This is a genomic window from Polaromonas sp., assembly GCF_029945685.1.
GTDB lineage: Bacteria > Pseudomonadota > Gammaproteobacteria > Burkholderiales > Burkholderiaceae_C > Polaromonas.
Window position 1 is genome coordinate 12,613 of sequence record NZ_JAQSDA010000028.1, and the last position, 26,211, is coordinate 38,823.

Genomic DNA, 26,211 nt, shown 5'->3' on the forward strand with positions numbered 1-26,211 from the left:
TCAATGCCCGTTAGGCCACATAGCAAAGTACTTCGCCACCGATACCGGTAGCGCGCGCCTTGCGATCAGTCATGACACCCTGGGGGGTCGTGACAATGGCGACGCCCAGACCGTTCATGACCTGGGGGATAGCGCCGTGGCCTTTGTAGACGCGAAGGCCAGGGCGGCTGACGCGCTCAATGCGCTCAATCACCGGGCGTCCTGCGTAATACTTCAGGGCGATTTCCAACTGCGGCTTGCCATCGTTGGCATTGACGGAAAAGCCATCAATGTAGCCCTCATCCTTCAAAACCTGTGCGATGGCAACTTTGACTTTTGAAGACGGCACCAGCACAACAGCTTTTTCAACCATTTGTGCATTGCGGATGCGCGTCAGCATGTCGGCGATAGGATCACTCATACTCATTTGCGGTTCTCCTATTGCTTACCAGCTTGCCTTGGTGATACCAGGGATATCACCAGCAAAAGCCAACTCGCGAATCTTGGCACGAGCCAAGCCAAATTGACGGAATGTGCCACGCGGACGACCCGTGATCGCACAGCGGTTGCGCTGGCGTGTCGGATTCGCATTGCGGGGCAACTTTTGCAACTCCAGACGGGCCAGTGCGCGCTCTTCATCGGAGCGCTTGGCGTCGTTGGACGTTGCTTTGAGTTCAGCGTGTTTCTTGGCGAACTTGGCCACGAGTTTGTCGCGCTTCAGTTCACGTTGCAATAAAGCCTGTTTTGCCATGCCCGCCTCAGTTCTTGAACGGAAAACGGAAGCCGGTGAGGAGCGCCTTGCACTCTTCGTCGGTCTTTGCCGTGGTGGTGATGCTGATATTGAGACCACGCAAGGCGTCAACCTTGTCGTACTCAATTTCAGGGAAAATGATCTGCTCTTTCACGCCGATGTTGTAGTTGCCGCGACCATCAAAGGCCCGGCCGGAGATACCACGAAAGTCGCGAACACGGGGCAGGGCCACCGTGACAAAACGATCAAGGAACTCATACATCTGGACGCCACGCAGCGTGACCATGCAGCCAATCGGAAGATCTTCGCGGATCTTGAAACCGGCAATAGCCTTCTTGGCCTTGGTCACCACCGGCTTCTGGCCGGCAATCTTGGTCATGTCGCTGACAGCATGCTCCATGACCTTTTTGTCGGCCACAGCCTCGCTCACACCCATGTTGAGGGTGATCTTTGTGATGCGGGGAACCTGCATCGGCGACTTGTAGCCGAATTTCTCCATCAGCGCGGGTGCGATTTTTTCGCGGAACTGGGCCTGCAGGCGAGCCTGGGCAGGTGCAGCTTGGGTAGGTGCGGTCTTTGCCATGCTCATGCAGCCTTAATTTCTTCGCCGCTGGACTTGAAGACGCGCACTTTTTTGCCGTCAGCCAACAACTTGATACCCACCCGATCCGCCTTGCCCGTTGCAGCATTGAAAATGGCCACATTGGACTGGTGAATCGGCATGCTTTTTTCAACGATGCCGCCAGTAGCCCCCTTGAGAGGGTTGGGCTTGGTGTGTTTCTTCACCAGGTTGATCCCGTCCACCAGCACATGGCTGTCGTCCTTGCGCAGCGAAATCGTGCCACGCTTACCCTTGTCACGACCTGCGATCACAATGATCTCGTCGCCTTTGCGAATCTTGTTCATGGCGCGTCCTTACAGAACTTCAGGAGCCAGGGACACGATCTTCATGAACTTCTCGGTGCGCAACTCGCGCGTCACCGGTCCGAAGATGCGGGTGCCAATAGGCTCCAGCTTGGCATTAAGCAACACGGCTGCGTTGCCATCGAATTTGACGAGTGAACCATCGCCGCGACGGATGCCCTTGGCAGTACGAACCACCACAGCACTGTAGACCTCGCCTTTTTTGACGCGGCCACGCGGAGCGGCTTCTTTGATACTCACCTTGATGACATCGCCGACGCTGGCATAGCGGCGCTTGGACCCGCCCAGCACCTTGATGCACATCACAGATTTGGCACCCGTGTTGTCAGCAACATCGAGTTTGGATTGCGTTTGAATCATTTAAATTAGTCCCAACTTGCACCAGCGCCTTTTCCCCAGAGGGAAGACTTGCCAGTCAGTCTTGGGCCCGTCGTCCACACCGCAAACCACTTGCGATGCTTCCGTTAGGCAGAATTCTCAGCTTTTTACAGCGAAGCCCACGATTATTAACAAATTTCGTCCGCCTGTCAACACCTGGTAATGCAAATTCTTCGACAAGCACGATTCCTGGCAGGACCATATGCCAAACTGGCGTCAGGCCCCTGATGGGTGGGCGCAAGCCGCTATCAAAAACAGAGCGCCAACCAGGCCTCAGCCCGTTTCAGAACGCCCCCGGTGGCATTCATTGCGGCAAAGTCAGGTACTGATCGGCCAAGGCAAGGAAATCCGCCAGCTGGGGATCCCGCTGGTTTTCCTCCACCAACAGGTCGGCCACGGTAGCCGCCAGGGTCCTGGCCAGGGCGGCGTCCAGAAACAGGAGCCGGGATCGGCGCGCCAATACATCCTCAACCGTGCGGGCGTACTCGTAACGCGCCGCAAAACGCACCATCGCCTCCGACAGGCCGCCGCCCAGCATTCTTTCCGCTCCCGGCAGGGCCTGGACGGCTGCCGCCTCGCTTCCATACAAATGCACACCCGGCTCATCACTTATCTTGTGGACGGAGGGCTGAGCCCCCACCAACTGGAGGCTGGCCGTGACGCCACCCGGGCGGTGTGCCAGCAACTCGGCTCCAACACAACTGTCCAGCACGTCTTCCGCCATCGCCCGGTAGGTCGTCCATTTGCCGCCGGTCACGGTGACCAGGCCGCTTTTGCTGACCAGGACGGTATGTTCACGGGACAGCGCCTGTGTGCTGTCGCCATCGTCTTGCGGTGGTTTGACCAGCGGACGCAAGCCAACCCAGATGCTTTTGATGTCGGCCGGACCGGGTGCCCGGCTCAGGTAGCGAGCCGATTCGCCGAGGATGAAGTCGACCTCTTCACGAAAGGCCAGCGGTTCACGCGCCAGGTCGTTGCGCGGCGTGTCGGTGGTTCCCAGGATGGTCTTGCCAAGCCAGGGCACGGCAAAGAGCACCCGTCCGTCCGCGGTTTTCGGAACCAGCAGGGCGTGGTCGGTGGGCAAAAACGAGCGATCAACGACGATGTGAACGCCCTGACTGGGTGCGACCATGGGTTTTGCCTCGCGGCCTATGGCCTGACCGTCGAGGAGTCTCAGCTGATCAACCCACACCCCAGCCGCATTCACGATACATTTGGCACGCAGTGTAAGTGCTTGCCCACTTTCACGATCCACCACATGCAGGCCCACCAACTTGCCGTCTTCATGGACAAGGCCGGTCGCAGCACAATAATTGACCAGCAAGGCGCCGGCTCGGGCGGCACTGCGCGCCAGCGCCAGCGCGAGCCGCGCATCGTCGAACTGGCCATCCCAGTACTTGACCCCGCCCCTGAGTCCGAGCGGGCGGGCCGTGGGCTGGAGTTGCAATGTTTCGGCGCGGTTGAGGAACTCGGTGGCACCCAGACCGGCCTTGCCGGCCAGCGCGTCATACATCTTGAGTCCGATTCCATAAAACGGAGCCTCCCAGAACTTGTAGGAAGGCATCACAAAAGGCAGGGGCTGCGCCAGATGCGGCGCATTGGCCAGCAGGCGCGTGCGTTCATGCAGGGCTTCGCGAACCAGGGAAATATTGCCCTGCGCCAGATAGCGAACCCCGCCATGGACCAGCTTGGTGGCGCGCGAGGAGGTGCCCTTGGCAAAGTCGTGTGACTCGACCACGACGACGGAAAATCCGCGTGCCGCGGCATCAAGCGCAACACCAAGACCGGTGGCACCGCCGCCGATGATCGCAATGTCGTAAGTGTGGGAGGCCTTGAGGCGTTCTATCAGGTCTGCGCGTCGCGTTGGCAACGGGGGGGAATCAAAAGTCATGGGCTTCATTGTCCATCTCCGCGGCAAGCCCTGCACAGGCTGCGCATTCGTGGCCGCCTTGTTGGCAAGCACGCACGGACACGGTGGTCCGTGCGCGGTCTTGCATCAGTCAAGCAACATGCGGGCCGGGGCCCAGCTGGGCGCGGTTAACGAACCTTGCCGTCCTTCCAGGCCTGCAGCAGCTTGTCGTAGTTGATGGTCTCGCCCTTGGGCTTTTCGTTGGCCAGCTTTTTCCACGGCGCGCCAGTGTCGCTGAGGTACTTGGCCGGATCGCCTTTCGGGTTGAGCTTGGGAGCGCACCGGTCCATACCGGCGCGCTCGAGGCGGGCCATAACCTGGTCCATCTCCTCGGCCAGCGTGTCCATGGCACCTTGAGGCGTTTTTTCGCCGGTCACGGCCTGGGCCACGTTTTTCCACCAGAGCTGGGCCAGCTTCGGATAGTCGGGCACATTGGTGCCCGTCGGCGTCCACGCCACACGGGCCGGGCTACGATAGAACTCCACCAGACCGCCGAGCTTGGGGGCCATGTCCGTCATGGCCTTGGAACGGATGTCCGATTCGCGGATCGGCGTCAGCCCGACGATGGTTTTCTTCAGCGAGGTGGTCTTGGCGGTCACGAACTGCGCGTAGAGCCAGGCAGCTGCCGTGCGGTTTTCGTCATGGGCCGAGAAGAAGGTCCAGGAGCCCACGTCCTGGTAGCCGTTTTGCATGCCCTGCTTCCAGTAAGGTCCGTTGGGTCCGGGCGCCATGCGCCACTTGGGCGTGCCGTCGGCATTGACCACGGGCAAGCCCTTCTTGGTCATGTCGGCCGTGAAGGCGGTGTACCAGAAGATCTGCTGCGCGATCTGCCCCTGCGCCGGCACCGGGCCGGCTTCGCCGAACGTCATGCCGGTGGCTTCCTTCGGAGCGTACTTCTTCATCCAGTCCACGTATTTGGTCAACGCATAAACAGCGGCAGGTGAGTTGGTCGCGCCGCCGCGGGAAACTGACGCACCGACCGGTGTGCACTTGTCGGCTGCCACGCGGATGCCCCATTCATCGACCGGCATGCCGTTGGGGATGCCCTTGTCGGCCGTGCCGGCCATTGACAACCAGGCATCTGTGAAGCGCCAGCCCAGCGATGGATCTTTCTTGCCATAGTCCATGTGACCGTAGATCGGTTTGCCGTCGATGGTCTTGACGTCTTCGCTGAAGAAGGCGGCGATGTCCTCGTAGGCGCTCCAGTTCAGCGGCACGCCCAGCTCGTAGCCGTACTTGGCCTTGAACCTGTCCTGCAGGTCCTTGCGCGCAAAAAGGTCGGCCCGGAACCAGTACAGGTTGGCGAACTGCTGGTCGGGCAGCTGGTACAGCTTGCCGTCCGGTGCCGTGGTGAAACTGGTGCCGATGAAATCCTTGATGTCCAGCCCCGGGTTGGTCCACTCCTTGCCCTTGCCCGCCATGTAGTCGGTGAGGTTCATGACTTTGCCGTAGCGGTAGTGGGTGCCGATCAGGTCCGAGTCCGAAATCCAGCCGTCGTAAATCGACTTGCCCGACTGCATCGACGTCTGCAGTTTTTCGACCACGTCGCCTTCCTGGATCAGGTCGTGCTTGACCTTGATGCCGGTGATCTCCTCGAAGGCTTTGGCCAGGGTTTTGGACTCGTATTCGTGGGTGGTGATGGTTTCGGAGACCACGGAAATTTCCTTCACCCCCTTGGCCTGCAACTTCTTCGCCGCTTCGATGAACCATTTCATCTCGGCCATCTGCTGGTCCTTGGTCAGCGTTGATGGCTGGAATTCGCTGTCTATCCATTTTTTTGCCTCGGCATCGCCGGCGCTGGCGTTCTGCATCACCGTCAGGGCCGCTGCGAGAGCCAGTGCTGTGTAGCGCATCTTCATGACTTGTCTCCTCAATTGAATACCTCCCCCAGTGTTTCCATGACTCGCCCGGCTCGGGGAAGCAATGAGCCGAATCCGTACTCTCCCACTAGCCTTTGCGCATCACAAGCGCAATCCATCCCATGGAGATGAAAAAACTCACCCAGATCGACGGGTCGGTCTGCAAGCCCAGCGCCGCACCGAGCTTGCCGCTGAGACCAACAAAAATCAGATTGATATAGGCCGCCCCTAGCAGGCCGATGAACAGCCGGTCACCGCGTGTGGTATCCAGCGGCAGAAAGCCGCGACGCACGGTGGTGGGAGACTTGATCTCCCAGATCGTCATGCCGATCAGCATCAGCACAATGCAGCTGAAAAAGACCGCCACAGGCAAGGTCCACGCCATCCACTCAAACATGGTTGCTCCTCCTCATACCCGCCCCATCGCAAAACCTTTGGCGATGTAATGCCGCACAAACCAGATCACGATCGCGCCGGGGACGATGGTCAGCACCCCAGCGGCAGCAAGGGTCGCCCAGTCCATGCCCGAGGCCGAAACCGTGCGCGTCATCGTGGCGACGATGGGCTTGGCATTGACGCTGGTGAGGGTGCGGGCCAGCAACAGCTCGACCCAGCTGAACATGAAACAGAAGAAAGCCGCCACGCCGACGCCGGCCTTGATCAGCGGCAGGAAGATGCGGACGAAGAAGCGCGGAAAGGAGTAACCGTCGATATAGGCGGTTTCGTCGATCTCGCGCGGAATGCCGCTCATGAAACCCTCAAGAATCCAGACCGCCAGCGGTACGTTGAACAGCAGGTGCGCCAGCGCCACGGCGATGTGGGTGTCCATCAGTCCCACCGTGGTGTAGAGCTGGAAGAAGGGCAGCAAAAACACGGCTGGCGGCGTCATGCGGTTGGTCAGCAGCCAGAAGAACACATGTTTGTCGCCGATGAAGCTGTAGCGGGAAAATGCATAGGCCGCTGGCAAAGCCACGGTGATCGAGATCACGGTGTTGATGGCCACATAGATCAGGGAATTGATGTAGCCCGAATACCAGGAGGCATCGGTAAAAATGGTCCGGTAGTTGGCCCAAGTGAACTCCTGCGGAAAGAAGGAAAAACTCGAGAGGATTTCCGAATTTGTCTTGAAGCTCATGTTGACCATCCAGTAGATGGGCAACAGCGCAAAAACAATGTAGGCAATGAGGAACAACGTCCTCGCCTGGAAACGGGGTTTATTCACCAGTGTTCTCCTTGGTCGCGGTGCCCACCCGCTGCATCCAGTTGTAGAGGACAAAGCACAGCAGCAGGATGATCAGGAAATAAATCAGCGAGAACGCCGCCGCCGGCCCCAGATCGAACTGGCCCACTGCTTTTTGCGTGAGGTACTGCGACAGGAAGGTGGTCGCGTTGCCCGGCCCGCCACCGGTCAGGACAAAAGGCTCGGTGTAGATCATGAAACTGTCCATGAAACGCAGCAACACGGCGATCATCAGCACGCCGCGCATCTTGGGCAGCTGGATGTAGCGGAACACCGCAAATTTGCTGGCGCCGTCGATGCGCGCCGCCTGGTAGTAGGCGTCCGGGATGGACCGCAGGCCGGCGTAACAAAGCAGTGCGACCAGCGGCGTCCAATGCCAGACATCCATGACCAGCACGGTGATCCAGGCGTGCAGCGCGTTGCCGGTATAGCTGTAGTCGAAACCCATTTTCTGCAGCACCATGCCGAGCAGGCCAATATCGGCACGTCCGTAGATCTGCCAGATGGTGCCCACGACGTTCCAGGGAATCAACAGCGAGAGGGCCACCAGCACCAGAACCAGCGAGGCTCTCCATCCTTGCGCCGGCATTGACAGCGCCAGCGCGATACCCAGTGGAATTTCCACGGCCAGCACCGCAAACGAAAATGTCAGCTGCCGCCACAGCGCTGCGTGCAGGTCTTCATCGCGCATCACTGCCGCAAACCACTCGGTTCCGACAAACACCCGTCGCTCGGGCGAGATGATGTCCTGCACCGAATAGTTAACCACGGTCATCAGGGGCAGGATGGCGGAAAAGGCGACGCAGATGATGACCGGCAGCACCAGCAACCACGCCTTCTGGTTGACCGGTTTGTTGGTGGTACTCATGCCACAAGCTCCTCGTTGGCATAAAAACAGGTATGCAGACCCAGCACCTGCAGCCAGACGCCCTCGCCAGCCCGCGGAACCGCCACCTCTGGCTGCAGACGCACTTTCACAGATGTCTCGCCGACCCGCGCTGTCAACATCGTGTGGGTCCCGATGTCTTGCGCCCGTGTGACGGTAGCAGGCAAGGCCCCTGCAGTGCCGGACGCCGCCAGCGTCACATATTCGGGGCGTATGCCGAGCTTGTAGTTGCCGGGCGGCAGTTCCCGCCCGGTTGGCATGGGCAAGGTGCAGCCAGCAATCTCGAGGGAGTCGCCGGTGGCCCGGGCAAGCAAAAAATTCATCCCGGGTGAACCGATGAAGTGACCCACAAAAGTATGTTGAGGCCGCTCGAACAATGCGTCGGCCGACCCGATCTGCACGGCGCGGCCGCGGGTCATTACTACCACCTGCTGGGCAAAGGTCAGTGCCTCCACCTGGTCATGCGTGACATAGATCAGGGTGAGCTTGAGTTCGTGGTGAATCTGCTTGAGCTTGCGGCGCAGCTGCCACTTCAGGTGCGGGTCAATGACGGTCAACGGCTCGTCGAAAAGAACCGCCGAGACATCCGGCCGCACCAGGCCGCGGCCCAGCGAGATCTTCTGTTTCGCATCGGCAGCGAGGCCGGCTGCGCGCTGGTTCAGCTGGCCGCTCATCTCCAGCATCTCGGCGATCTGCCCAACCCGTTTTTTGATCTGGTCTTCCGGCATTTTCCGGTTGCGCAGCGGGAAGGCGAGGTTTTCGGCCACAGTCATCGTGTCGTAGATGACCGGGAACTGGAACACCTGCGCGATGTTTCGCTCCTGCGGCGTGGCATGGGTCATGTCCCGCCCATTAAATTTCACCGTTCCCTGCGACGGCGCCAGCAATCCGGAAATCACGTTGAGCATGGTGGTCTTGCCGCAGCCCGATGGGCCCAACAAGGCGTACGCCCCACCGTCGTCGAAGGTCATCTGCAGCGGCAGCAGCGCGTAGTCGGCGTCCTCCTGCGGATTGACCTTGTAGGAGTGCGCGAGATCCAGGTCGATGCGCGCCATCTCAATGCACTCCCGTGCGCTGCGGTGCAACCAGCAAGGCGCCGCCTGCATCAAATACATACGCATGTGCCGGTTGGAGATAAAGCGCAATTGGCTCACCCAGGTCGAAATAGTGCACGCCAGTGAGCTGCGCAACCAGTTCACCCACTGCCGTGCTCACGTGCACAAAGGTGTCCGAGCCCGAGATTTCCGCCAACTCGACCTTCCCCGGCAGGCTGACGTCCCCATCACGCGGCGTTTCACGCAAGGCGCTGGCGCGTACACCCACGGTCAGGTCCGTTGTCGCGCCCGGCGCCAGCACGATGGGCAGTTCGGCCCCGCCGAGCAGTTGCACACCGCGCGCACTCGCCTTCGCGTCGATCAGGTTCATCGGCGGATCACTGAAAGCGCGTGCAACCCGCAGCGATTTCGGCGCATGAAAGACTTCTGCTGTCGGGCCGTACTGAAGCAGTTCGCCACCGTCCAGCACGGCGGTATAGCCACCCAGCAACAGGGCCTCACCGGGCTCGGTCGTTGCGTAAATGACTGTCGAATCGCCGATGGCAAACAGCTGGGTGAGCTCTTCCCGCAACTCTTCACGGAGCTTGTAATCCAGATTCACCAGGGGCTCGTCCAGCAGCATCAGGGGCGCGCCCTTCGCCAGCGCGCGGGCCAACGCCACACGCTGCTGCTGTCCACCCGACAGCTCAGCCGGATAACGGTCCAGGAACATGTCGATGTGCAGGCGCCCGGCAATCTCGCGCACCTGCCGGTCTATGTCCTTGTCGCCGCGCAACTTGAGCGGCGAGGCAATGTTGGCGGCGACCCTGAGCGAAGGGTAGTTGATGAACTGCTGGTAAACCATGGCCACGTTGCGTTCACGTACCGGCATGCCGGTCACATCTTCGCCATCGACCAGGACCCGGCCCGCGCTGGGTACGTCGAGGCCGGCCATCACGCGCATCAGGCTTGTTTTGCCTGCCTGGGTCGCACCCAGCAATACCGTCACTTCGCCTGGCCGCGGCGCAAGGCTCATGTCATAAAGCCAGGTTTCGGGGCCGACTTTTTTGCTGATTTTGTCGAGCAAGAGCTGCATCAGACGCCTTTTCGGGCGGCAGAGCGCGTGTGAGTCGGGAAAAGAGATGCGTACAAGTTTCTGTCTACCTTGATTCGTATTTTTTCCATTTTTCTTCCTTTCTGCGCGTTTTGAATAGATGCTTTCCCTAATTTGTTTCTTTTTGTTTCGATATACAGTCGAATGACCTACAGACTTGAATACCGACTTGAAGCACGCGTGAACTCCAATCCCCGGCAACTGAAACTTCTCGACGTCGTCCGCGCCCGAGGCTCCGTCACGGTTGAACAACTTGCAGACACGCTGGAGGTCACACTGCAGACGGTGCGCCGTGACGTGCAGCGCCTGTCCGAAGCCGGCCTGCTGACGCGGTTCCACGGCGGAGTACGGGTACCGAGCTCGACCATCGAGAACCTGGCGCACCGCCAGCGCGAAAGCCTCAATGCCGATGGCAAGGCGCGTATTGCGTTGGCCGTCGCGGCAGAAGTGCCGGACAACTGCTCGCTGATCCTCAACATCGGCACCACCACGGAAGCCATTGCCCGGGCGCTGATGCACCACAAGGGCTTGCGCGTCATCACCAACAACCTCAACGTGGCAGCCATCCTGAGCGGCAACCCCAACTGCGAGGTCATCGTGGCCGGGGGCGTGGTGCGCGCGCGCGACCGCGGCATCGTGGGGGAGGCTGCTGTTGACTTCATTCGCCAGTTCCGCGTTGACATTGCACTGATCGGCATTTCAGGCATTGAAAGTGACGGTTCACTGCGTGACTTCGACTACCGCGAAGTCAAAGTGGCGCAAACCATCATTGAGCATGCGCGCGATGTCTGGCTGGCCGCCGACAGCAGCAAGTTCAACCGGCCCGCCATGGTTGAGCTCGCCACACTGTCGCAGATCGACCGGCTGTTCACCGACCAGCCTCCGCCCGAACCCTTCCCGGCCCTGCTGGCCGAGGCAGGCGTAAGCTGTGACGTGGCCCTTCCCTGAGACCCACCCAAGCACCGCACACCATGACTTACCTGCTCGCTCTGGACCAGGGCACCTCCAGCTCCCGCAGCATCGTATTTGACGAAAACGGCCACATCCTGGCCCTGGCGCAGCAGGAACTGCCGCAGATCTACCCCCGGCCGGGCTGGGTCGAACACGACCCGATGGAGATCTGGCGCACCCAGCTCGGCACGGCGCGCGAAGCGCTGGCCAAGGCAGGGCTCAAGGCGGCCGACATCCGCGCGCTGGGTATCACCAACCAGCGTGAGACGACAGTGGTCTGGAGCCGCAAGACAGGCCAGCCCATCCACCACGCCATCGTCTGGCAGGACAGGCGCGCTGAAGCCACCTGTGCCAGGCTGCGCGAAGAAGGCAAGGCCGGTCTCATTCAGGCCAAAACCGGCCTGCTGGTCGATGCCTATTTTTCCGGCACCAAACTGAAATGGCTGCTGGACAACGTGCCGCAGGCGCGCCAGCAGGCAGCGCGCGGCGAACTCGCCTTCGGCACCATCGACAGCTGGCTGATGTGGCAACTCACCGGCGGCAAGCTGCATGCCACCGACGTGACCAATGCCTCGCGCACCATGCTGTTCAATGTGCACGCCAATGCCTGGGATGCCGACCTGCTGGCGCTGCTGGACATTCCGGAGAGCCTGATGCCGCGGGTGTTGCCGTCGAGCACGCACTTCGGCGACGTGCTGCCGGACCTGCTGGGCGGGGCCATCCCGATCGGCGGCGTGGCGGGCGACCAGCAAAGCGCCCTGTTCGGCCAGGCCTGCTTCAAGGAGGGCATGGCCAAAAACACCTACGGCACCGGTTGCTTCATGCTGGTGCACACCGGCCACAAATTCCAGACCTCGCACAACGGACTGCTTACCACCAGCGCGGCGCAGGTCACGCCGCAGACCGAATACGCGCTGGAAGGCAGCGTGTTTGTCGGCGGCGCCGTGGTGCAGTGGCTGCGCGACGGCCTGCACGCGATCCAGGGCAGCGGCGAGGTGCAGGCCCTGGCGCAAAGCGTTCCCGATTCGGGCGGCGTCATGATGGTGCCGGCCTTCACCGGCCTGGGCGCCCCCTACTGGAAACCTGACGCGCGCGGCACCATCACCGGTCTGACACGCGGCACCACCGTGGCCCATATCGCGCGGGCCGCACTGGAAAGCATCGCCTACCAGAGCGCCGCCCTGCTGCAGGCCATGAGCCGCGATGCGGTGGCGGCCGGCGCCGCGCCGGTGGCCGAACTCCGGGTCGACGGCGGCGCCTGCATCAATGACCTGCTGATGCAGTTCCAGGCCGACTTGCTGGGCATCCCGGTGGTGCGGCCCGCCGTGACCGAAACCACGGCGCTGGGCGCGGCCTGCCTGGCCGGGCTGTCCAGCGGCGTCTACGCCAGCACCACGGAGCTTTCCGCCATGTGGCGCGCAGAACGCACCTTCTTGCCCACTTTGAGCGCCGACCGCGCAGCCAGCCTGATGGCGCAGTGGGAACACGCGGTGCGGCAGACCGTGGCCTTGTAAGCCCGGGCCGGCATAGGTCGGCGTCCTGTCACACCCCGTGCAACAGCGAAAGCTAGACTCGCATCATGCCCAGCCACCCTCCGCCCGCCACAGCCGCGTTCGAAATGACACGGCGCCGGACGCTCGGTTACGGGCTGGCTGCCACGCTGGGTCTGGCGGGCCTGACGAACCTGCCACTGGCGCGGGCCGCCCTGGCGCCACCCCGCCTGCGACTGATCGGCGAAGCCCGGCTGCCGCACCGGCTCCAGTTTCAGGGCACCACCGTCGGCGGCTTGTCGGGCATCGACCATGACGAGGCCAGTGGCCTTTACTACCTGCTCAGTGACGATGGCTCGACCATCAACCCGGCGCGGTTTTACACGGCACGCCTATCCCTGGAAACAAGCCATCTGGGCGAGCCCATGCTGACGGGCGTGACCAGCCTTCGCCAGGCCGATGGCAGCATCTACCCGGCGGCGTTGCAAGGCATCCAGGTCGCCGACCCGGAAGCGATCCGCTGGCGCCCGGCCAGCCAGACCCTGCTGTGGACCAGCGAGGGCCACGCCCTGACAGGCGCTGCACCGGCGCTGCGCGAAAGCCGCGCCGACGGCACGCTGGTGCGCGAATTTGCGTTGCCGGCCATGTTCAACTTTCAGCTCACCCAGGGGCCGCGCAGCAATCGGGCACTGGAGGGCCTGGCCTTGAGCCCGGACGGCCAACAGGCCTGGATTGCCATGGAAGGCGCCCTGCGCCAGGACGGTCCCCTGCCCACCGTGCAGGCGCCCGGCGGGCCCTGCCGCTTCACCCGGCTGGACCTGGCCAGCGGGAAAGCCGTACGGCAAATCGCCTATGTGCCCGACGCGATTCCACGCGCACCTGTCCCGCCGGCAACACAAGCCGACAACGGCGTCACTGAAATCCTGATGCTGGATGCCGACCGCATGCTGGTGCTGGAGCGGGCCTACATGGCGGGGCATGACGCCCTCTCGGGCAATTCGCTGCGTCTCTACCTGATAGACACGCGAGAGGCAACGGACACGCTGAACGCTCCCCAGCTGCAGCCCGGCACCTTCCAGCCGGTGGCCAAGACGCTGCTGGCCGATTTTTCGGCGTTCACCGGCGCTGGCCCCGGACCCCGGCTGCAGCGTCTGGACAACACCGAAGGCATGTGCTGGGGCCCGCGGCTTCCCAACGGCCACCGCAGCCTGCACTTCATTAGCGACGACAATTTCAATTCGCGGCAAATCACCCAATGGCTGGCCTTTGAATTTTTTGACTGAACCTTCATGACTTCACCCCTTCCCACAGACACCAGCGCCATCGCCTTCATCGGCGGTGGCAACATGGCCAGCGCCATCATTGGCGGCCTTCTCCAACAAGGCACACCCGCCGACCGGATCCAGGTCGTCGAGCCCTGGGCAGAGCAGCGCGCGAAACTCCAGGCGCAGTTCGGCATCACTGCCGAGGCAGCGCCCGGTGCGGTGCTGGCATCCGCCGCGCTGGTGATCTGGGCCGTCAAGCCCCAGACCTTCAGGGACGCCGCCCAGCAGGCCGGCCCGCACACCGGCCAGGCCCTGCATCTGAGCGTGGCAGCGGGCATCCGCTCGGACAGCATGGCCGCCTGGCTGGCGACCGAACGCATCGTGCGCGCCATGCCCAACACACCGGCCCTCGTCGGCCAGGGCATGACCGCCCTCTTCGCGCGTCCCGCCGTCACCGCGGCCGAGCGCCAGACGGTCGAGCGCGTGATCCAGACCACCGGAGAACACCTGTGGCTGGCGCAGGAAGCGCAGCTCGACGCCGTGACCGCCTTGTCCGGGTCCGGTCCGGCCTATGTGTTTTATTTCATCGAAGCCATGGTGCAGGCCGGTACCGAGATGGGGTTGAGCCGCGCGCAGGCGCAGCAGCTGGCGGTGCAGACTTTTGTCGGCGCCTCGGCACTGGCCAAAGCGTCCAGCGAACCACCGGAAACCCTGCGGGAACGCGTGACCTCCAAGGGGGGAACCACCTACGCGGCCCTTACGTCCCTGGAGCGGGACGGCGTCAAGCAGCAGTTCATGCGCGCGATCCACGCCGCCCGGCAACGCGCAGCGGAACTCGGTGAAGAGTTTGGCGCGGCCTGAAACGGAAAACGCACAGCCCGGGTCAACCGCCGGGGCGACGCAGACGTTGAATCAGGGCGCATACGCCGGTGTTCGCGCCCCCCAGGGATCCGGCTCATGCGAAAGCGAAACCGCCCTTCCAACATCCGGAGTTCACCATGAAGAAATTTCTGTCCATCCTCGCCAGTGCCGCCGTTCTCGCCATGCCCCTGGCCGTGATCTCTACCCCTGCCGCTGCACAGACCGCCGCTCCTGCGGCAGCCCCGTCCACGGCTCCCGCCGCTGCACCCGCTAAAAAGGCCACGCCCGTCAAGGCCAAAGCCAAGCGCAAGGCCGTGCGCAAGGCCAAAGTCAGGACCGTCAAAAAAGCCGTTTGAGCCTCCGCGCGAAACCTCGCCAGCCGGGCTCTGCCCGCCTCCGCGACAAGTCCGGAACTGCCCGCCCCGCGCGGGCTTTTTTTTGCCCTTGCGCCGGGCTCAGGCCCCGAGGTAGGCCAGCGCGATGCCGGCGAACACCGTGAATCCCACCCAGTGGTTCAGGCGAAAAGCCCTGAAGCAGTTGTCGCGCTCACGCCGGCGGATCAGCCAGCCGTGCCACAGCGCCTGCCCCAGGGCCACCGCGATTGCTACGAAATAAATAGCTGGCTGCGCAATATCCATAAGGGCCCAAGCCCAAATTGACAGATAAATCAGGTAACTCGCCATGACTGCCGCCACGTCGAAACGGCCCAGCGTGATGGCCGAGGTTTTCATGCCAATTTTCAGGTCGTCGTCGCGGTCCACCATGGCGTATTCGGTGTCGTAGGCAATCACCCAGAACAGGTTGCCCAGCAGCAGCAGCCAGGCCAGCGCCGGCACCCGCGACTGCACCGCCGCAAACGCCATCGGTATGCCGAAGCTGAAGGCCACGCCCAGCACGGCTTGCGGCATGGAGACAAACCGCTTGGCATAGGGGTAGACCACGGCCACCGCCAGCGCGGCAAACGACCAGGTGACGGTGGCGGTGTTGGTGGTCAGCACCAGGCCAAAAGCCAGCAACGCCAGCACGGCACCCAGGATCAAGGCCTCCCGGACCGACACCGCACCACGTGTCACCGGGCGCTGCGCCGTGCGTTTGACATGCCGGTCAAACTCGCGGTCGGCAACGTCGTTAAGGCAACAGCCGGCGCTGCGCATCAGGATGGTGCCTAGCGTGAAGACGGTGAGCAAATGCCAGCCGGGGAAACCGTGCGATGCGATCCACAGCGCCGACAGCGTGGGCCAGAGCAGCAGCAGCCAGCCGGCCGGTCGGTCCCAGCGGATGAGTTGCAGGTAAAGGGCGAGTTTGTTTTTCAAGCCCTCAATTCTGGCACCACTGCCCGAGACTGAAGGTCTGCCCCTATTCTTCCAGCAGCGAGCGCAGCATCCAGGCGGTCTGTTCGTGCACCGTCAGGCGCTGCGTCAGCAGGTCGGCGGTCGGCTGGTCGTCGGCCTTGTCGGCCACCGGGAACAGCTCCCTGGCTGTACGCGCGACGGCTTCATGCCCCTTCACCAGAATGCGCACCATCTCCAGCGCCTTGGGCGGCGTGGTCGGCACGTCCGGCACCGAGGCCAGCTTGCTGAACTGCGCATACGAGCCGGGCGCCGGATGGCCCAGCGAGCGGATGCGTTCGGCGATCGGGTCCACCGCAGCCCACAGCTCGGTGTACTGCGTCATGAACATGACATGCAGGGTGTTGAACATCGGCCCGGTCACGTTCCAGTGGAAGTTGTGCGTGGTCAGGTACAAGGTGTAGGTATCCGCCAGCAAATGGCTCAGGCCCTTCGCGATCGCGGCGCGGTCTTTTTCGCCGATACCGATGTTGATGGGTGGCGCGCCGTTGCGGCCGGCGGAAGCTTTGGGAGGTGTTTTGGCCATGGTGCGTGTCCTTGATTAAAAGAGTCCATGCGTCACTCTAAGCAATCGGCAAGCCCAAGGCAACAGTCAAACTGTATCGCCTTGATAGGCGTCATGAAACCAGCGGGGAACCGGGGCTCAGGACAGTCGTGTCACGCCCGGCAGTTCGCAGGCGTAAATCGCGTTGCGCAGGGCGGCAATCGCCTCATACCGGGTGAAACTGCGGCGCCAGGCCAGCACCACACGCCGCGTCGGCACATGACCTTCAAACGGCAGGTAGCGGATGTAGGAGGGCAACTCCGGCACTTCCCGGTTTTTGGCTTTGGCAACGGCTTTGGCCGGCGCCGGGGGCAGCAGGGCCTCCTTGGGCACGCTCAACCGAGGCACCAGCGTCACACCCATGCCGGCCGCCACCATGTGTTTGATGGTCTCCAGCGACGAGCCTTCAAAACTCTTGCGTATGCCCTCGGCATTGCTCGAAAACCGGGCGAACTCGGGGCAGACTTCGAGTACATGGTCGCGAAAGCAGTGGCCGGTGCCCAGCAGCAGCATGGTTTCCTTTTTCAGCTCTTCGGCGGTGATGTTGCTGCGCGAGGCCAGCGGATGGTTGCTCGGCACGGCAGCCATGAAGGGCTCGTCGTACAGCGGCGCAATCGCCAGGTTGGTGTCGGGAAAAGGCTCGGCCAGGATGGCGCAGTCGATCTCGCCGGTGCGCAGTTCTTCCAGAAGCTTGACGGTGAAGTTTTCCTGCAGCATCAGGGGCATTTGCGGCGTGAGCGCAATCGCCTGGCGCACCAGGTCGGGCAGCAGGTACGGGCCGATGGTGTAGATCACGCCCAGGCGCAAGGCGCCGGCCAGCGGGTCCTTGCCGCGCTTGGCAATCTCGCGGATGCTGTCGGCCTGTTCCAGCACGCTTTGCGCCTGGCGCACGATTTCTTCACCCAGCGGCGTCACCGTGATCTCGTTGGCGTTGCGCTCGAACAGCTTGACCTGCAGCTCTTCCTCGAGCTTCTTGATCGCCACGCTCAAGGTCGGCTGCGATACGTGACAAGCCTCGGCGCCCTTGCCGAAGTGCTTTTCGCGGGCGACGGCGACGATGTATTTGAGTTCGGTGAGCGTCATGGGCTTATTGTGCGGCTTTTCGTGGTGGACTTTCCAGAGCTTGCGGCTTTAGCACCAAGCCGGGTCTTGCCCGACATGCGAGGCACTTCCTGTCAGTTGTCCCAAGCCTCACGCTGCGTTTGAGGCTTGCGATGGACAGCAGGTCCGACTCCCCACTCCCTCCCCCCGCCCCTCCCTCGCCCCGCTGGGCGATGGCGGGGAGCTTCATTTGGCCGCGTGTGCTGCGCTTGCGTGCAAACATGACGATCCCGTACTCCGACGATGACGCGCAAAGCGCGTCATCGTCTCCCCGCACCCGAACCCGCATTTGTCCCCCCACCCGTCGGGCTGGGCCGAGGAGCACAGCCGAAAGCGGATCAGGGCGAGCGATTGTCTGAGCCGAAGGCGAGTTCGAGCTCGACCCCGCTTTTGGCGAGCACCGGAGGTTGCCCCGGAGCGCAGCGCAGGGGACCCAGACCATCGGGTCGCCTTTCTTTTGGGTACTTTTCTTTGGCGAAGCAAAGACAAAGTGCCTCGCCCGCCGGGGCGAGACCCGGCTTGGTCGCGCACCAACGAAGCCTGAAGCATTGAAGACGCAGGCTGCAGCAACCCGACTTCAAGCCTTCAAAAACTCCGCCTTCCCCCCCAGCCAGCGCAGGATATGCCGATGCGCCAGCTCAGGGTACTTGTCCAGCATCACCGGCGCCAGGGCCCGCGCCCAGGCCAGCAGCTCGGCATCGGTCGTCACGTCCGCAAACCGCAGCAGCGGCGCGCCCGACTGCCGCGCACCCAGAAACTCGCCGGGACCGCGGATCTCGAGGTCGCGGCGGGCGATCTCGAAGCCATCCTGCGTCTCCACCATGGCCTTGAGGCGGGCGCGTGCGGTTTCGCCCAGGCGCGGCGCGTCCCCGGTCGAGTACAGCAACACACAGGCTGACGCCGCCGCGCCGCGCCCGACCCGGCCGCGCAGCTGGTGCAGCTGGCTCAGCCCGAAACGCTCGGCGTGTTCAATCACCATCAGCGAGGCATTGGGTACATCGACGCCGACTTCGATCACCGTGGTGCTGACCAGCACGCCGAGTTGGCCGCTGGTGAACAACGCCATCACCGCTTTCTTTTCAGCCGGCGGCATGCGTGAATGCAGCAGGCCAACCTGCGTGCCGGGCAAGGCGGCGCTCAGTGCTTCGTGCGTCTGGGTGGCGTTGATCAGGTCGACCGATTCGCTCTCTTCGATCAGCGGGCAGACCCAGTAGACCTGCCGGCCCTCGGCGAGCTGGCTGCGGATGCGTTCGACCACCTCGTCGCGTCGCGTTTCGCTGACCACCCTGGTGACGATGGGCGTGCGCCCCGGTGGCAGTTCGTCGATGGTGGAGACGTCGAGGTCGGCGTAATAACTCATGGCCAGGGTGCGCGGAATCGGCGTAGCCGTCATCATCAGAAGATGGGGCTCTTCCCCGCCCTGCGTCATCTTGCTGCGCAGCGCCAGCCGCTGCGCCACACCGAAGCGGTGCTGCTCGTCGATGATGGCCAGCGCCAGGTTCTTGAAAACCACCTTGTCCTGGATCACCGCATGGGTGCCGACCACCAGGCCGGCCGCGCCGCTGGCAATCATGGCCAGGGCTTCGCGCCGATCTTTCGCCTTCTGGCTGCCGGTGAGCCAGGCGGTCTGGATGCCCAGTGGTTCGAGCCAGCCGATCAGCTTGCGAAAATGCTGCTCGGCCAGGATCTCGGTCGGCGCCATCAGCGCGCACTGCCAGTCGGCGTCCATGCAGCGCGCCGCCGCCAGCGCTGCCACCACGGTTTTGCCGGAGCCGACATCGCCCTGCAGCAGGCGGTGCATGGGCACATTTTTCTGCAGGTCGGCCGCGATCTCGGCGCCCACGCGCTGCTGCGCGGCCGTCAGTCGAAAGGGCAGGCGCTCCAGCAACTGCTCCTGCAGCGTGCACTGGGGGCCGTGCACAGGCGCCCTCAGCGCCGGCGCACGCATGGCGGCGCGTACGCGGCGTGCCTGCAGCTGCGACAGCTGCTGCGCCAGCAACTCCTCGGCCTTCAGGCGCTGCCAGGCCGGGTGGCTGCGGTCCTCCAGGGTCGCCAGCATCACATCCGGCGTCGGGTGGTGCAAAAACTGTAGCGCCTCGCGCAGACTGGACAAGGGCTGCGGCATGTTTTTACTTAAAAATTCGGTCGGAAGGGTTTCCGCCAGGTCGGCCCGTGCCAGCCCGCCCAGCACGGCCTTGCGCAGATAGGCCTGCGGCAAACCGGCCACCGTGGGGTACACCGGCGTCAGCGCGGTGGCGAGTTCACCGCCGGCAGCGCGAAAACCCGGGTGCACCATTTCGCGGCTCACAAAACCGCCACGGATCTCGCCGCGCACCCGCACGCGCGCGCCCACACTGAGGGTTTTCTGGTGCGAGGGGTAAAAATTGATGAAACGCAGCACGCAGGTGTCGCTGCCGTCGTCCACCGTCACGCGCAGCTGCCGGCGCGGGCGGAACGTGATTTCACTATGGGTGACCTGCGCCTCGATCTGCACCATGTCACCGTCGCGTGCATCGGCCAGCCGGGTGATGCGGGTTTCGTCCTCGTAACGCAGCGGCAGGTGCAGCGCCAGGTCGATGTCACGGCGCAGGCCCAGCTTTTCAAGGGCTTTCTGCGGCGGGGACTTGGGCGCCACGGCGTTGCCGGTGCCAGCCTCAGCCGGCGGCGCCTTGCGGGGAGAAGCTGCGGGGGGGGACATGGGACAATTGTGCATCCATGAAGACCTTGTTCAGCCTCAGTGACTTTGATTTCACACTCCCCGGCGAACTGATCGCCCAGCACCCCGCCGCCGAACGCAGCGCCTCGCGCCTGCTGGACGGGCGCAGCGACTCGCCCGTGGACCGGCGTTTTACCGAGCTGCCGGACCTGCTGCAGCCGGGCGACCTGCTGGTGCTCAACGACACCCAGGTCGTCAAGGCGCGGCTGTTCGGGCAGAAAAGCAGCGGCGGCCGGCTGGAACTGCTGATCGAACGGGTGCTGTCGCCCACGCCGGAGGCGGGCCACGAAGTCGCCGCCCACATGAAGGTCAGCAAGAAGCCGCTGCCGGGTGCAGTGCTGCAGATGGACGGCGGCTTCACCGCCACACTGCTGGGCCGCTGGCCGAACGAGGATGGGCCGCTGTACCGCTTCGCCATGAGCAGCGATCCGTATGCGCTGATGGCCAGCCACGGCCATGTACCGCTGCCGCCGTACATCACCCACACCGACTCGGCCGTGGACGAGCAGCGCTACCAGACAGTTTTTGCCAGGAACCCGGGCGCCGTGGCCGCGCCCACGGCCGCGCTGCATTTCGACGAATCCGTGCTGGCCCGGCTGGCCGCCCGTGGCGTGCAACGCGCCACCGTCACGCTGCACGTCGGCGCCGGCACTTTCCAGCCGGTGAAGGCCGAAAACATCGCCGACCACGTGATGCATTTCGAGCGCTTCGAGGTGCCGCAGGCCACGCTGCAGGCCATCCAGGACTGCAAGGCCAGAGGCGGCCGGGTGGTCGCGGTCGGCACCACCTGCGTGCGCGCCCTCGAGTCAGCGGCCAGGTTCGGCCCCGATTACAAGGACACCAACATCTTCATCACACCGGGCTTCGAGTTCCAGGTGGTGGACCTGTTGCTGACCAATTTCCACCTGCCCAAAAGCACGCTGATGATGCTGGTCAGCGCTTTTGCCGGTTACGAACACATCATGGCGCTTTACCGCCACGCCATCAACCGGCGTTACCGCTTCTTCAGCTACGGCGACGCCATGCTGCTGCAACGAAGCCCCTGAGACAATCCCCCCATGCTGAAATTTGAAGTCCTGACCACCGACGCGGCTACCACCGGACCCGAAGGCGCCTACCCGGGCTCCTTTGCCCGCCGCGGCACGCTCACCCTGAACCACGGCGTGGTGCAAACCCCCATCTTCATGCCGGTCGGCACCTATGGCACGGTCAAGGGCGTGATGCCGCAGTCGCTGCACGAAATGGGCGCGCAGATCATCCTGGGCAACACCTTTCACCTGTGGATGCGGCCTGGGCTGGACGTGTTGCGCCAGTTCGGCGGCCTGCACAAATTCGAGAACTGGCATAAGCCCATCCTGACCGACAGCGGCGGCTTCCAGGTCTGGTCGCTCGGCGAGATGCGCAAGATTTCGGAAGAAGGCGTGAGGTTCGCCTCACCCGTCAACGGCGACAAGCTGTTCCTGACGCCCGAGATCTCGATGCAGATCCAGACCATCCTGAACAGCGACATCGTGATGCAGTTCGACGAATGCACGCCCTACGACACCAAGGGCCATATCACGACCGAGGACGAGGCACGGTACTCCATGGAGCTGAGCCGGCGCTGGGCGAAACGCTGTGAGGACGAGTTTGCCCGGCTGGAGAACCCCAACGCGCTGTTCGGCATCGTGCAGGGCGGCATGTTTGAAAACCTGCGCCAGGAATCGCTCGATGCACTGGTCGAGATGGACTTTCCCGGCTACGCCGTCGGCGGCGTCAGTGTCGGCGAGCCCAAGGAGGAAATGCAGCGCATCATGGCGCACACACCGCACCGCCTTCCCGCCCACAAACCGCGTTACCTGATGGGCGTGGGCACGCCGGAAGACCTGGTCGAAGGCGTCGGTGCGGGCGTGGACATGTTCGACTGTGTGATGCCGACCCGCAATGCGCGCAACGGCCACATGTTCACGCGTTTCGGCGACCTGAAGATCCGCAATGCCCGCTACAAAACCGAAGAGGCGCCGGTGGACAGCACCTGCAGCTGCTACACCTGCAAGAATTTCAGCCGTGCCTACATGCACCACCTGGATCGCTGCGGCGAAATGCTGGGCCCCATGCTCAGCAGCATCCACAACCTGCATTACTACCTGAACCTGATGCAGGAGGTGCGCGACGCGCTCGACGCCGGCCGCTTCGGCGCCTTTGTGCAGCAATTCAGGCAGGACCGGCAGCGCGGCGTCTAGCCCGCTGTCAATCAGAAACAAGGAGTTCCCATGCAATACCGCCGCCTTGGAAGCAGCAACCTGAAGGTGTCCGTCCTGTGCCTGGGCACCATGATGTTCGGCCAGCAGACGCCGGACGACGAGGCGGCGCGCATCGTCGCTTCAGCGAAAGACCACGGCATCAATTTCATCGACACCGCCGACGTTTACAACGAAGGCAGGTCGGAGACCTTGCTGGGCCAATTGCTGGCCGGGCAACGTTCGCACTGGGTGCTGGCCAGCAAGCTGGGCAACCAGGCCGGCCCGGGTGTGAACCAGGGCCATTATTCGCGCAGCTGGATCATGCAGCAGACCGATGCCATCCTGGCGCGGCTGGGCACCGACTATCTCGACATCCTGTACCTGCACCGCGACTTCCATGGCGAAAATCTTGAAGAAGCGGTGCGAGCCATCGGTGACCTGATTCGCGCGGGGAAAATTCGCAGTTTTGGCCTGTCCAACTTTCGTGGCTGGCGCATTGCCGAGATCGTGCGCCTCTGCGAACAAACCGGCGCGCCGCAACCGGTGGTCTGCCAGCCCTATTACAACCTGCTCAACCGCGGCCCCGAGGTGGAAATCCTGCCGGCCTGCGGCCACTATGGCCTGGGCGTTGTGCCTTACAGCCCGCTGGCACGCGGCGTGCTCACGGGCAAGTACCCGCCGGGCCAGCCACCGGCCGAAGGCACACGCGCAGGCAGCGGGGACAAGCGCATCCTGGAAACCGAGTTTCGCGAAGAGTCACTGGTCATTGCCCAGAAGATCAAGGCGCGCTGCGAGGCCAAAGGCTGGGTCCCGGGGCAGTTTGCCGCCGCCTGGGTGCTGGCCAATCCGCTGGTCAGCTCGGTGATTGCCGGACCGCGCCTGCTCTCACACCTGGAAGACGTCTACGGCGCGACCGAGCTGGTGCTGGACCGCGACGACGAGGCCTTCATCAACGCGTTGGTGATTCCGGGCCACGCCTCCAGCCACGGCTACAACGACCCGAGCTACCCCTTTTACGGTCGCCCGGTCTGAGTCTATAACATGCTATTAAATCAGTAGCTGCTTGCGCCCTGTGCATAAGGGCTGCAGGCAGTTTTTACTTGAATTCCGGCTCAACCCTGCTTCTGGAACAGCACCAGCTTGGTTTCGGTGGCCACCATGCCGTCCTTGCCGGCGGTCATCGACACCTCGTAACGGGTGCCAGGCAGCGGAAACTGCGGCGAGAAGCTGAAGGAGAAGTTGCCGTTGCCATCGGCCTGAACCCGCTGCGTCAGCAAGTCCTGGTTCAGCCCGAAGAGGCCGGCGAGCGTTCCGACGGCGCTGACCTTGACATCGACCACCGCGCCTGGGGCGGTGCGGCCGCGCACCACCACCGGGCTGCCTTCGACCGAAGCGTTGTTGGCGTGGCTGGTGACCTGCAACAGCACGGTCGCAGGCGCGGCGCTCACGGCCGAAGCCACGTCAAAACTCCAGGTCTGACGCACGGCATTGCCCACCATGTCCTTGGCGGTCACGTCCACGGCGTAGCGGCCGGCCGGCAGGTCGGCGCGGTAGGTGAAGAACTGCGGTGTGATCTGGGCCGCGGCGGTGACATCGCGCCCGGCCAGCATGATGCGAACACTTTTGGGGTCCACGCCCACGCCGCCGGCATCGTCAAAGGTGCCGGACACCGAGGTGTTGGCGCTGCGCGTGATGGACTCACCGTCGCGTGGCGACAGGTTGCGGATCACGGGCGGCTTCGCATCGGCCATCAGAGGCTGGGTCAGGGTGGAGGTCACCGCGCGGTCGCCGACACGCAGGGTGGCAACGACAGGCCGTGAGGGTGCGAGGTTGTCCAGACGACGGATGGTGTAGGCGCCCTCATACACACCGGGCCGCACTTCGCGCATCGCGACGTTGTTGATGACACCGGGAATGTCGAAATCTGCCGTACCGCCTGGCGCGCCGTTCAGCGTGAAGCGAAGTTCAGCGCCCGGTTCGAGCTTGTCGACCGGAGCCACCGTGAAGCGGTCGATTTTCAGGCCGACCGGCGGCGCCGCAGCCACGTCCTGGCGTGCGATGCCGGCGGGAAAGGTGTAGTTGGTCGCGATGCTGCGGTTGCGCACTTTCAACGTGGCACGTATGGCGCTGCTTTCCGTGATCCGGTCCTGGCGCCGGAGGGTGTAGCTTCCCGTGTAGACCCCCCGTGCGGTTTCCTTGAGCACGATGGTGCGGGGCACACCGCGAACATTGAGGCTGACCTGGCCGCGCGGTGAGCCTTCCACCGTGAACTCCAGAGTGGCGCCGGCCCGGAGACCGTCGTCTGTTCCCACCTGCAGTGATCGCAACTCCAGGGCGGCGGGTTGTGCCAGGACCGTGCCCGGCAGGACCAGCAGGGCGGTGGCGGCGGGAAGCAGCAGAAAAAGGGCTGCCACCTGGTTGCGAATCTGTTTTTTCATGGTGTTCAAACCTGGAGTAAGGATTTGCCCACTGTGATCGCAACGAAGCGTAATACCTGTAAGAGAAGAAGGGCGCCGAGCGTAGGCGGCGAGCGAAAACCGTCAAGGACAGGACGCCGTTTTGGCATCCGCGCCGCAGGCATGACAGAACTTGGCAAACGCGCTTTTGCGCGTCGTGCAGATGCCGCAATGGTCAAACAGGCCGATGCCGCAGTGCGGGCAAAAGTCGATCTCCTGGTTTTTCAGATCCACCGCGCGTTCACAGCCGGGGCATACGCCTTTGGACAGGCGCGTCAGCGCCGTGTCGTAGCTGAGTTCCTCGCGGCGTTGTGCGTCGGGCAGCTGTTCGGCCAGTTTCTGTTTTTCCAGATAACGGTTCAGCGAAACAATCGCCTGCCGCCCGACCAGCACCGTGACGACAATGCCGACGATGTAGCGCACATAACCGCCATAACTGGGCAGATAGGGCACGAGCTCGACGAAAAAGGCGAACAACGCAAAAAAAATGAAGCCCCAGACAAAAGGCCAGTAAGTACTCTTGCGTTTTTTCGCAAACAGCCAGCCGGCCGCCACCAGCAGCGGCAGGGTCAGCGCCAGCCGGTACAGAAAAACGCGCAGCTCCTGGGCGCGCTGCGCTTTTTGCCACTTGTCCTGCGCCGCACGCTCCAGCTCGACAATGCGTTCACGCGTGCGCGTCGCGCCCTGGCTGGCATCCAGCGCCTTTTGCTGCTCGGCTTCCATCGTGGCCAGCGCCTGGCGCTCGGCCGCCTTCAGCGTATCCAGCGCACGTGTCCGTTCAACCAGCTCCGGGTCCTGTTCGGCCCGATCGGTCGCGCGCCGCGTCGCCAGCCAGTTGCTGAAGGTCTCGCCGGCCGAGCGCGAATTGGCCTGGGCCACGCGCAGCTTGAGCCGCGCCTGCTCCAGCGCTTCCTGCGCCTGGCGGCCCTGGCGCTCCGCCGTCTTGAGACTCTCGCGTGCCTCGGTGGCAGCGGGCTGCTCGATGAAATCGTCCAGGGTCAGGACCTTCTCGACCTGCGGCAGGTCGCCCACGACGGTGCTGCCCAGGCCGATCAGGAAGGCGGCGAACACCAAGGCGACCAGCCAGAGGCCGCGCTGAAACCATTTTTCGGACAGTCGTAATGCTTTGCTCATGGAGGCTCCAGTTTCAGGGAAAAGTGTGTAACGAGGCAGCCTGCAGTG

At 63.2% G+C, this 26,211-nt stretch carries 26 protein-coding genes; 8 read left to right on the forward strand and 18 right to left on the reverse strand.

The window, feature by feature from the left end:
- Positions 1 to 10: 10 nt before the first annotated feature.
- From rpsH to PSV26_RS20665, 12 genes are all read right to left on the reverse strand, one after another.
- Positions 11 to 406 (reverse strand): 30S ribosomal protein S8, encoded by a 396-nt coding sequence (gene rpsH, locus PSV26_RS20610; RefSeq protein ID WP_300517205.1) that lies wholly within the window; start codon positions 404 to 406, stop codon positions 11 to 13.
- An 18-nt stretch (positions 407 to 424) separates the two neighbouring features.
- A complete protein-coding gene (rpsN, locus tag PSV26_RS20615; RefSeq protein ID WP_077592484.1) occupies positions 425 to 730 on the reverse strand; it encodes a 30S ribosomal protein S14 in 306 nt (101 codons plus the stop codon).
- Between the two features lie 7 nt (positions 731 to 737).
- A complete protein-coding gene (gene rplE / locus PSV26_RS20620; protein WP_096669196.1) occupies positions 738 to 1,313 on the reverse strand; it encodes a 50S ribosomal protein L5 in 576 nt (191 codons plus the stop codon).
- A 2-nt stretch (positions 1,314 to 1,315) separates the two neighbouring features.
- A complete protein-coding gene (rplX, locus tag PSV26_RS20625) occupies positions 1,316 to 1,636 on the reverse strand; it encodes a 50S ribosomal protein L24 (RefSeq protein WP_300517198.1) in 321 nt (106 codons plus the stop codon).
- A 9-nt stretch (positions 1,637 to 1,645) separates the two neighbouring features.
- Entirely contained in the window at positions 1,646 to 2,014 is a 369-nt protein-coding gene (gene rplN / locus PSV26_RS20630) for a 50S ribosomal protein L14 (protein WP_007869247.1), read from the reverse strand.
- Positions 2,015 to 2,336: 322 nt separating this feature from the next.
- On the reverse strand, positions 2,337 to 3,923 hold the full coding sequence (locus PSV26_RS20635) for a glycerol-3-phosphate dehydrogenase/oxidase (RefSeq protein ID WP_300573659.1): 1,587 nt from the start codon (positions 3,921 to 3,923) through the stop codon (positions 2,337 to 2,339).
- A gap of 146 nt (positions 3,924 to 4,069) precedes the next feature.
- Positions 4,070 to 5,800: an ABC transporter substrate-binding protein gene (locus PSV26_RS20640; protein ID WP_300517191.1), complete on the reverse strand. Its 1,731-nt coding sequence runs from the start codon at positions 5,798 to 5,800 to the stop codon at positions 4,070 to 4,072.
- Positions 5,801 to 5,888: 88 nt separating this feature from the next.
- Positions 5,889 to 6,197, reverse strand: a complete 309-nt coding sequence (locus PSV26_RS20645; protein WP_300517189.1) for a DUF2160 domain-containing protein — start codon at positions 6,195 to 6,197, stop codon at positions 5,889 to 5,891.
- 12 nt (positions 6,198 to 6,209) lie between these two features.
- Positions 6,210 to 7,022 carry a carbohydrate ABC transporter permease gene (locus PSV26_RS20650; RefSeq protein WP_300573662.1) on the reverse strand — a complete coding sequence of 271 codons (813 nt, stop codon included), beginning with the start codon at positions 7,020 to 7,022 and terminating at the stop codon, positions 6,210 to 6,212.
- The gene (locus tag PSV26_RS20655) at positions 7,015 to 7,908 is read right to left on the reverse strand and encodes a carbohydrate ABC transporter permease (protein WP_300573665.1); all 894 of its coding nucleotides are present in this window, start codon (positions 7,906 to 7,908) and stop codon (positions 7,015 to 7,017) included. The genes PSV26_RS20650 and PSV26_RS20655 overlap by 8 nt, the downstream gene beginning before the upstream one ends.
- On the reverse strand, positions 7,905 to 8,981 hold the full coding sequence (locus PSV26_RS20660; protein WP_300573667.1) for an ABC transporter ATP-binding protein: 1,077 nt from the start codon (positions 8,979 to 8,981) through the stop codon (positions 7,905 to 7,907). Before PSV26_RS20660 ends, PSV26_RS20655 begins: the two co-directional genes overlap by 4 nt.
- A gap of 1 nt (position 8,982) precedes the next feature.
- Positions 8,983 to 10,056 (reverse strand): ABC transporter ATP-binding protein, encoded by a 1,074-nt coding sequence (locus PSV26_RS20665; RefSeq protein ID WP_300573670.1) that lies wholly within the window; start codon positions 10,054 to 10,056, stop codon positions 8,983 to 8,985.
- 198 nt (positions 10,057 to 10,254) lie between these two features.
- Between PSV26_RS20665 and PSV26_RS20670 the strand changes: the two genes are divergently transcribed.
- From PSV26_RS20670 to PSV26_RS20690, 5 genes are all read left to right on the forward strand, one after another.
- On the forward strand, positions 10,255 to 11,022 hold the full coding sequence (locus PSV26_RS20670) for a DeoR/GlpR family DNA-binding transcription regulator (protein ID WP_300518288.1): 768 nt from the start codon (positions 10,255 to 10,257) through the stop codon (positions 11,020 to 11,022).
- A 23-nt stretch (positions 11,023 to 11,045) separates the two neighbouring features.
- The gene (gene glpK, locus PSV26_RS20675) at positions 11,046 to 12,539 is read left to right on the forward strand and encodes a glycerol kinase GlpK (protein WP_300517178.1); all 1,494 of its coding nucleotides are present in this window, start codon (positions 11,046 to 11,048) and stop codon (positions 12,537 to 12,539) included.
- Positions 12,540 to 12,604: 65 nt separating this feature from the next.
- Entirely contained in the window at positions 12,605 to 13,798 is a 1,194-nt protein-coding gene (locus PSV26_RS20680; protein ID WP_300573673.1) for an esterase-like activity of phytase family protein, read from the forward strand.
- A gap of 6 nt (positions 13,799 to 13,804) precedes the next feature.
- Complete coding sequence (gene proC, locus PSV26_RS20685; RefSeq protein ID WP_300517172.1) at positions 13,805 to 14,641, forward strand: pyrroline-5-carboxylate reductase; 837 nt, start codon at positions 13,805 to 13,807, stop codon at positions 14,639 to 14,641.
- A gap of 137 nt (positions 14,642 to 14,778) precedes the next feature.
- Positions 14,779 to 14,997, forward strand: coding sequence for a hypothetical protein (locus tag PSV26_RS20690; protein WP_300517170.1), 219 nt, complete (start codon positions 14,779 to 14,781; stop codon positions 14,995 to 14,997).
- A 99-nt stretch (positions 14,998 to 15,096) separates the two neighbouring features.
- On the opposite strand, the gene ubiA is transcribed toward PSV26_RS20690, so the two are convergent.
- The 4 genes from ubiA to recG all read right to left on the reverse strand — a co-directional run bounded on the left by ubiA (position 15,097) and on the right by recG (position 20,333).
- On the reverse strand, positions 15,097 to 15,954 hold the full coding sequence (ubiA, locus tag PSV26_RS20695) for a 4-hydroxybenzoate octaprenyltransferase (RefSeq protein ID WP_300573676.1): 858 nt from the start codon (positions 15,952 to 15,954) through the stop codon (positions 15,097 to 15,099).
- Positions 15,955 to 15,997: 43 nt separating this feature from the next.
- Positions 15,998 to 16,516 carry a Dps family protein gene (locus PSV26_RS20700; RefSeq protein WP_300517164.1) on the reverse strand — a complete coding sequence of 173 codons (519 nt, stop codon included), beginning with the start codon at positions 16,514 to 16,516 and terminating at the stop codon, positions 15,998 to 16,000.
- A 117-nt stretch (positions 16,517 to 16,633) separates the two neighbouring features.
- Positions 16,634 to 17,617, reverse strand: coding sequence for a LysR substrate-binding domain-containing protein (locus PSV26_RS20705; RefSeq protein WP_300573679.1), 984 nt, complete (start codon positions 17,615 to 17,617; stop codon positions 16,634 to 16,636).
- A 595-nt stretch (positions 17,618 to 18,212) separates the two neighbouring features.
- Positions 18,213 to 20,333 carry an ATP-dependent DNA helicase RecG gene (recG, locus tag PSV26_RS20710; protein ID WP_300573681.1) on the reverse strand — a complete coding sequence of 707 codons (2,121 nt, stop codon included), beginning with the start codon at positions 20,331 to 20,333 and terminating at the stop codon, positions 18,213 to 18,215.
- Between the two features lie 17 nt (positions 20,334 to 20,350).
- On the opposite strand from recG, the gene queA reads away from it, so the two are divergent.
- From queA to PSV26_RS20725, 3 genes are read left to right on the forward strand one after another with little or no spacing between them, the layout of a single operon-like run.
- Positions 20,351 to 21,397, forward strand: coding sequence for a tRNA preQ1(34) S-adenosylmethionine ribosyltransferase-isomerase QueA (queA, locus tag PSV26_RS20715; RefSeq protein WP_300573683.1), 1,047 nt, complete (start codon positions 20,351 to 20,353; stop codon positions 21,395 to 21,397).
- A 12-nt stretch (positions 21,398 to 21,409) separates the two neighbouring features.
- Positions 21,410 to 22,573, forward strand: a complete 1,164-nt coding sequence (tgt, locus tag PSV26_RS20720) for a tRNA guanosine(34) transglycosylase Tgt (protein ID WP_300573685.1) — start codon at positions 21,410 to 21,412, stop codon at positions 22,571 to 22,573.
- Positions 22,574 to 22,603: 30 nt separating this feature from the next.
- A complete protein-coding gene (locus PSV26_RS20725) occupies positions 22,604 to 23,605 on the forward strand; it encodes an aldo/keto reductase (RefSeq protein ID WP_300573688.1) in 1,002 nt (333 codons plus the stop codon).
- An 80-nt stretch (positions 23,606 to 23,685) separates the two neighbouring features.
- Here PSV26_RS20725 and PSV26_RS20730 read toward each other — a convergent pair whose 3' ends face one another.
- Positions 23,686 to 25,011 carry an Ig-like domain-containing protein gene (locus PSV26_RS20730; protein WP_300573690.1) on the reverse strand — a complete coding sequence of 442 codons (1,326 nt, stop codon included), beginning with the start codon at positions 25,009 to 25,011 and terminating at the stop codon, positions 23,686 to 23,688.
- 102 nt (positions 25,012 to 25,113) lie between these two features.
- Positions 25,114 to 26,163 carry a serine endopeptidase gene (locus PSV26_RS20735; RefSeq protein WP_300573693.1) on the reverse strand — a complete coding sequence of 350 codons (1,050 nt, stop codon included), beginning with the start codon at positions 26,161 to 26,163 and terminating at the stop codon, positions 25,114 to 25,116.
- Positions 26,164 to 26,211: the final 48 nt, after the last annotated feature.

Coding starts and splice junctions, on each gene's coding strand:
- rpsH (WP_300517205.1), bottom strand. CDS start 406: ATGAGTATGAGTGATCCTATCGCCGACATGCTGACGCGCATCCGCAAT.
- rpsN (WP_077592484.1), bottom strand. CDS start 730: ATGGCAAAACAGGCTTTATTGCAACGTGAACTGAAGCGCGACAAACTC.
- rplE (WP_096669196.1), bottom strand. CDS start 1,313: ATGGCAAAGACCGCACCTACCCAAGCTGCACCTGCCCAGGCTCGCCTG.
- rplX (WP_300517198.1), bottom strand. CDS start 1,636: ATGAACAAGATTCGCAAAGGCGACGAGATCATTGTGATCGCAGGTCGT.
- rplN (WP_007869247.1), bottom strand. CDS start 2,014: ATGATTCAAACGCAATCCAAACTCGATGTTGCTGACAACACGGGTGCC.
- PSV26_RS20635 (WP_300573659.1), bottom strand. CDS start 3,923: ATGACTTTTGATTCCCCCCCGTTGCCAACGCGACGCGCAGACCTGATA.
- PSV26_RS20640 (WP_300517191.1), bottom strand. CDS start 5,800: ATGAAGATGCGCTACACAGCACTGGCTCTCGCAGCGGCCCTGACGGTG.
- PSV26_RS20645 (WP_300517189.1), bottom strand. CDS start 6,197: ATGTTTGAGTGGATGGCGTGGACCTTGCCTGTGGCGGTCTTTTTCAGC.
- PSV26_RS20655 (WP_300573665.1), bottom strand. CDS start 7,908: ATGAGTACCACCAACAAACCGGTCAACCAGAAGGCGTGGTTGCTGGTG.
- PSV26_RS20660 (WP_300573667.1), bottom strand. CDS start 8,981: ATGGCGCGCATCGACCTGGATCTCGCGCACTCCTACAAGGTCAATCCG.
- PSV26_RS20665 (WP_300573670.1), bottom strand. CDS start 10,056: ATGCAGCTCTTGCTCGACAAAATCAGCAAAAAAGTCGGCCCCGAAACC.
- glpK (WP_300517178.1), top strand. CDS start 11,046: ATGACTTACCTGCTCGCTCTGGACCAGGGCACCTCCAGCTCCCGCAGC.
- PSV26_RS20680 (WP_300573673.1), top strand. CDS start 12,605: ATGCCCAGCCACCCTCCGCCCGCCACAGCCGCGTTCGAAATGACACGG.
- proC (WP_300517172.1), top strand. CDS start 13,805: ATGACTTCACCCCTTCCCACAGACACCAGCGCCATCGCCTTCATCGGC.
- PSV26_RS20690 (WP_300517170.1), top strand. CDS start 14,779: ATGAAGAAATTTCTGTCCATCCTCGCCAGTGCCGCCGTTCTCGCCATG.
- PSV26_RS20700 (WP_300517164.1), bottom strand. CDS start 16,516: ATGGCCAAAACACCTCCCAAAGCTTCCGCCGGCCGCAACGGCGCGCCA.
- PSV26_RS20705 (WP_300573679.1), bottom strand. CDS start 17,617: ATGACGCTCACCGAACTCAAATACATCGTCGCCGTCGCCCGCGAAAAG.
- recG (WP_300573681.1), bottom strand. CDS start 20,333: ATGTCCCCCCCCGCAGCTTCTCCCCGCAAGGCGCCGCCGGCTGAGGCT.
- queA (WP_300573683.1), top strand. CDS start 20,351: ATGAAGACCTTGTTCAGCCTCAGTGACTTTGATTTCACACTCCCCGGC.
- tgt (WP_300573685.1), top strand. CDS start 21,410: ATGCTGAAATTTGAAGTCCTGACCACCGACGCGGCTACCACCGGACCC.
- PSV26_RS20725 (WP_300573688.1), top strand. CDS start 22,604: ATGCAATACCGCCGCCTTGGAAGCAGCAACCTGAAGGTGTCCGTCCTG.
- PSV26_RS20730 (WP_300573690.1), bottom strand. CDS start 25,011: ATGAAAAAACAGATTCGCAACCAGGTGGCAGCCCTTTTTCTGCTGCTT.
- PSV26_RS20735 (WP_300573693.1), bottom strand. CDS start 26,163: ATGAGCAAAGCATTACGACTGTCCGAAAAATGGTTTCAGCGCGGCCTC.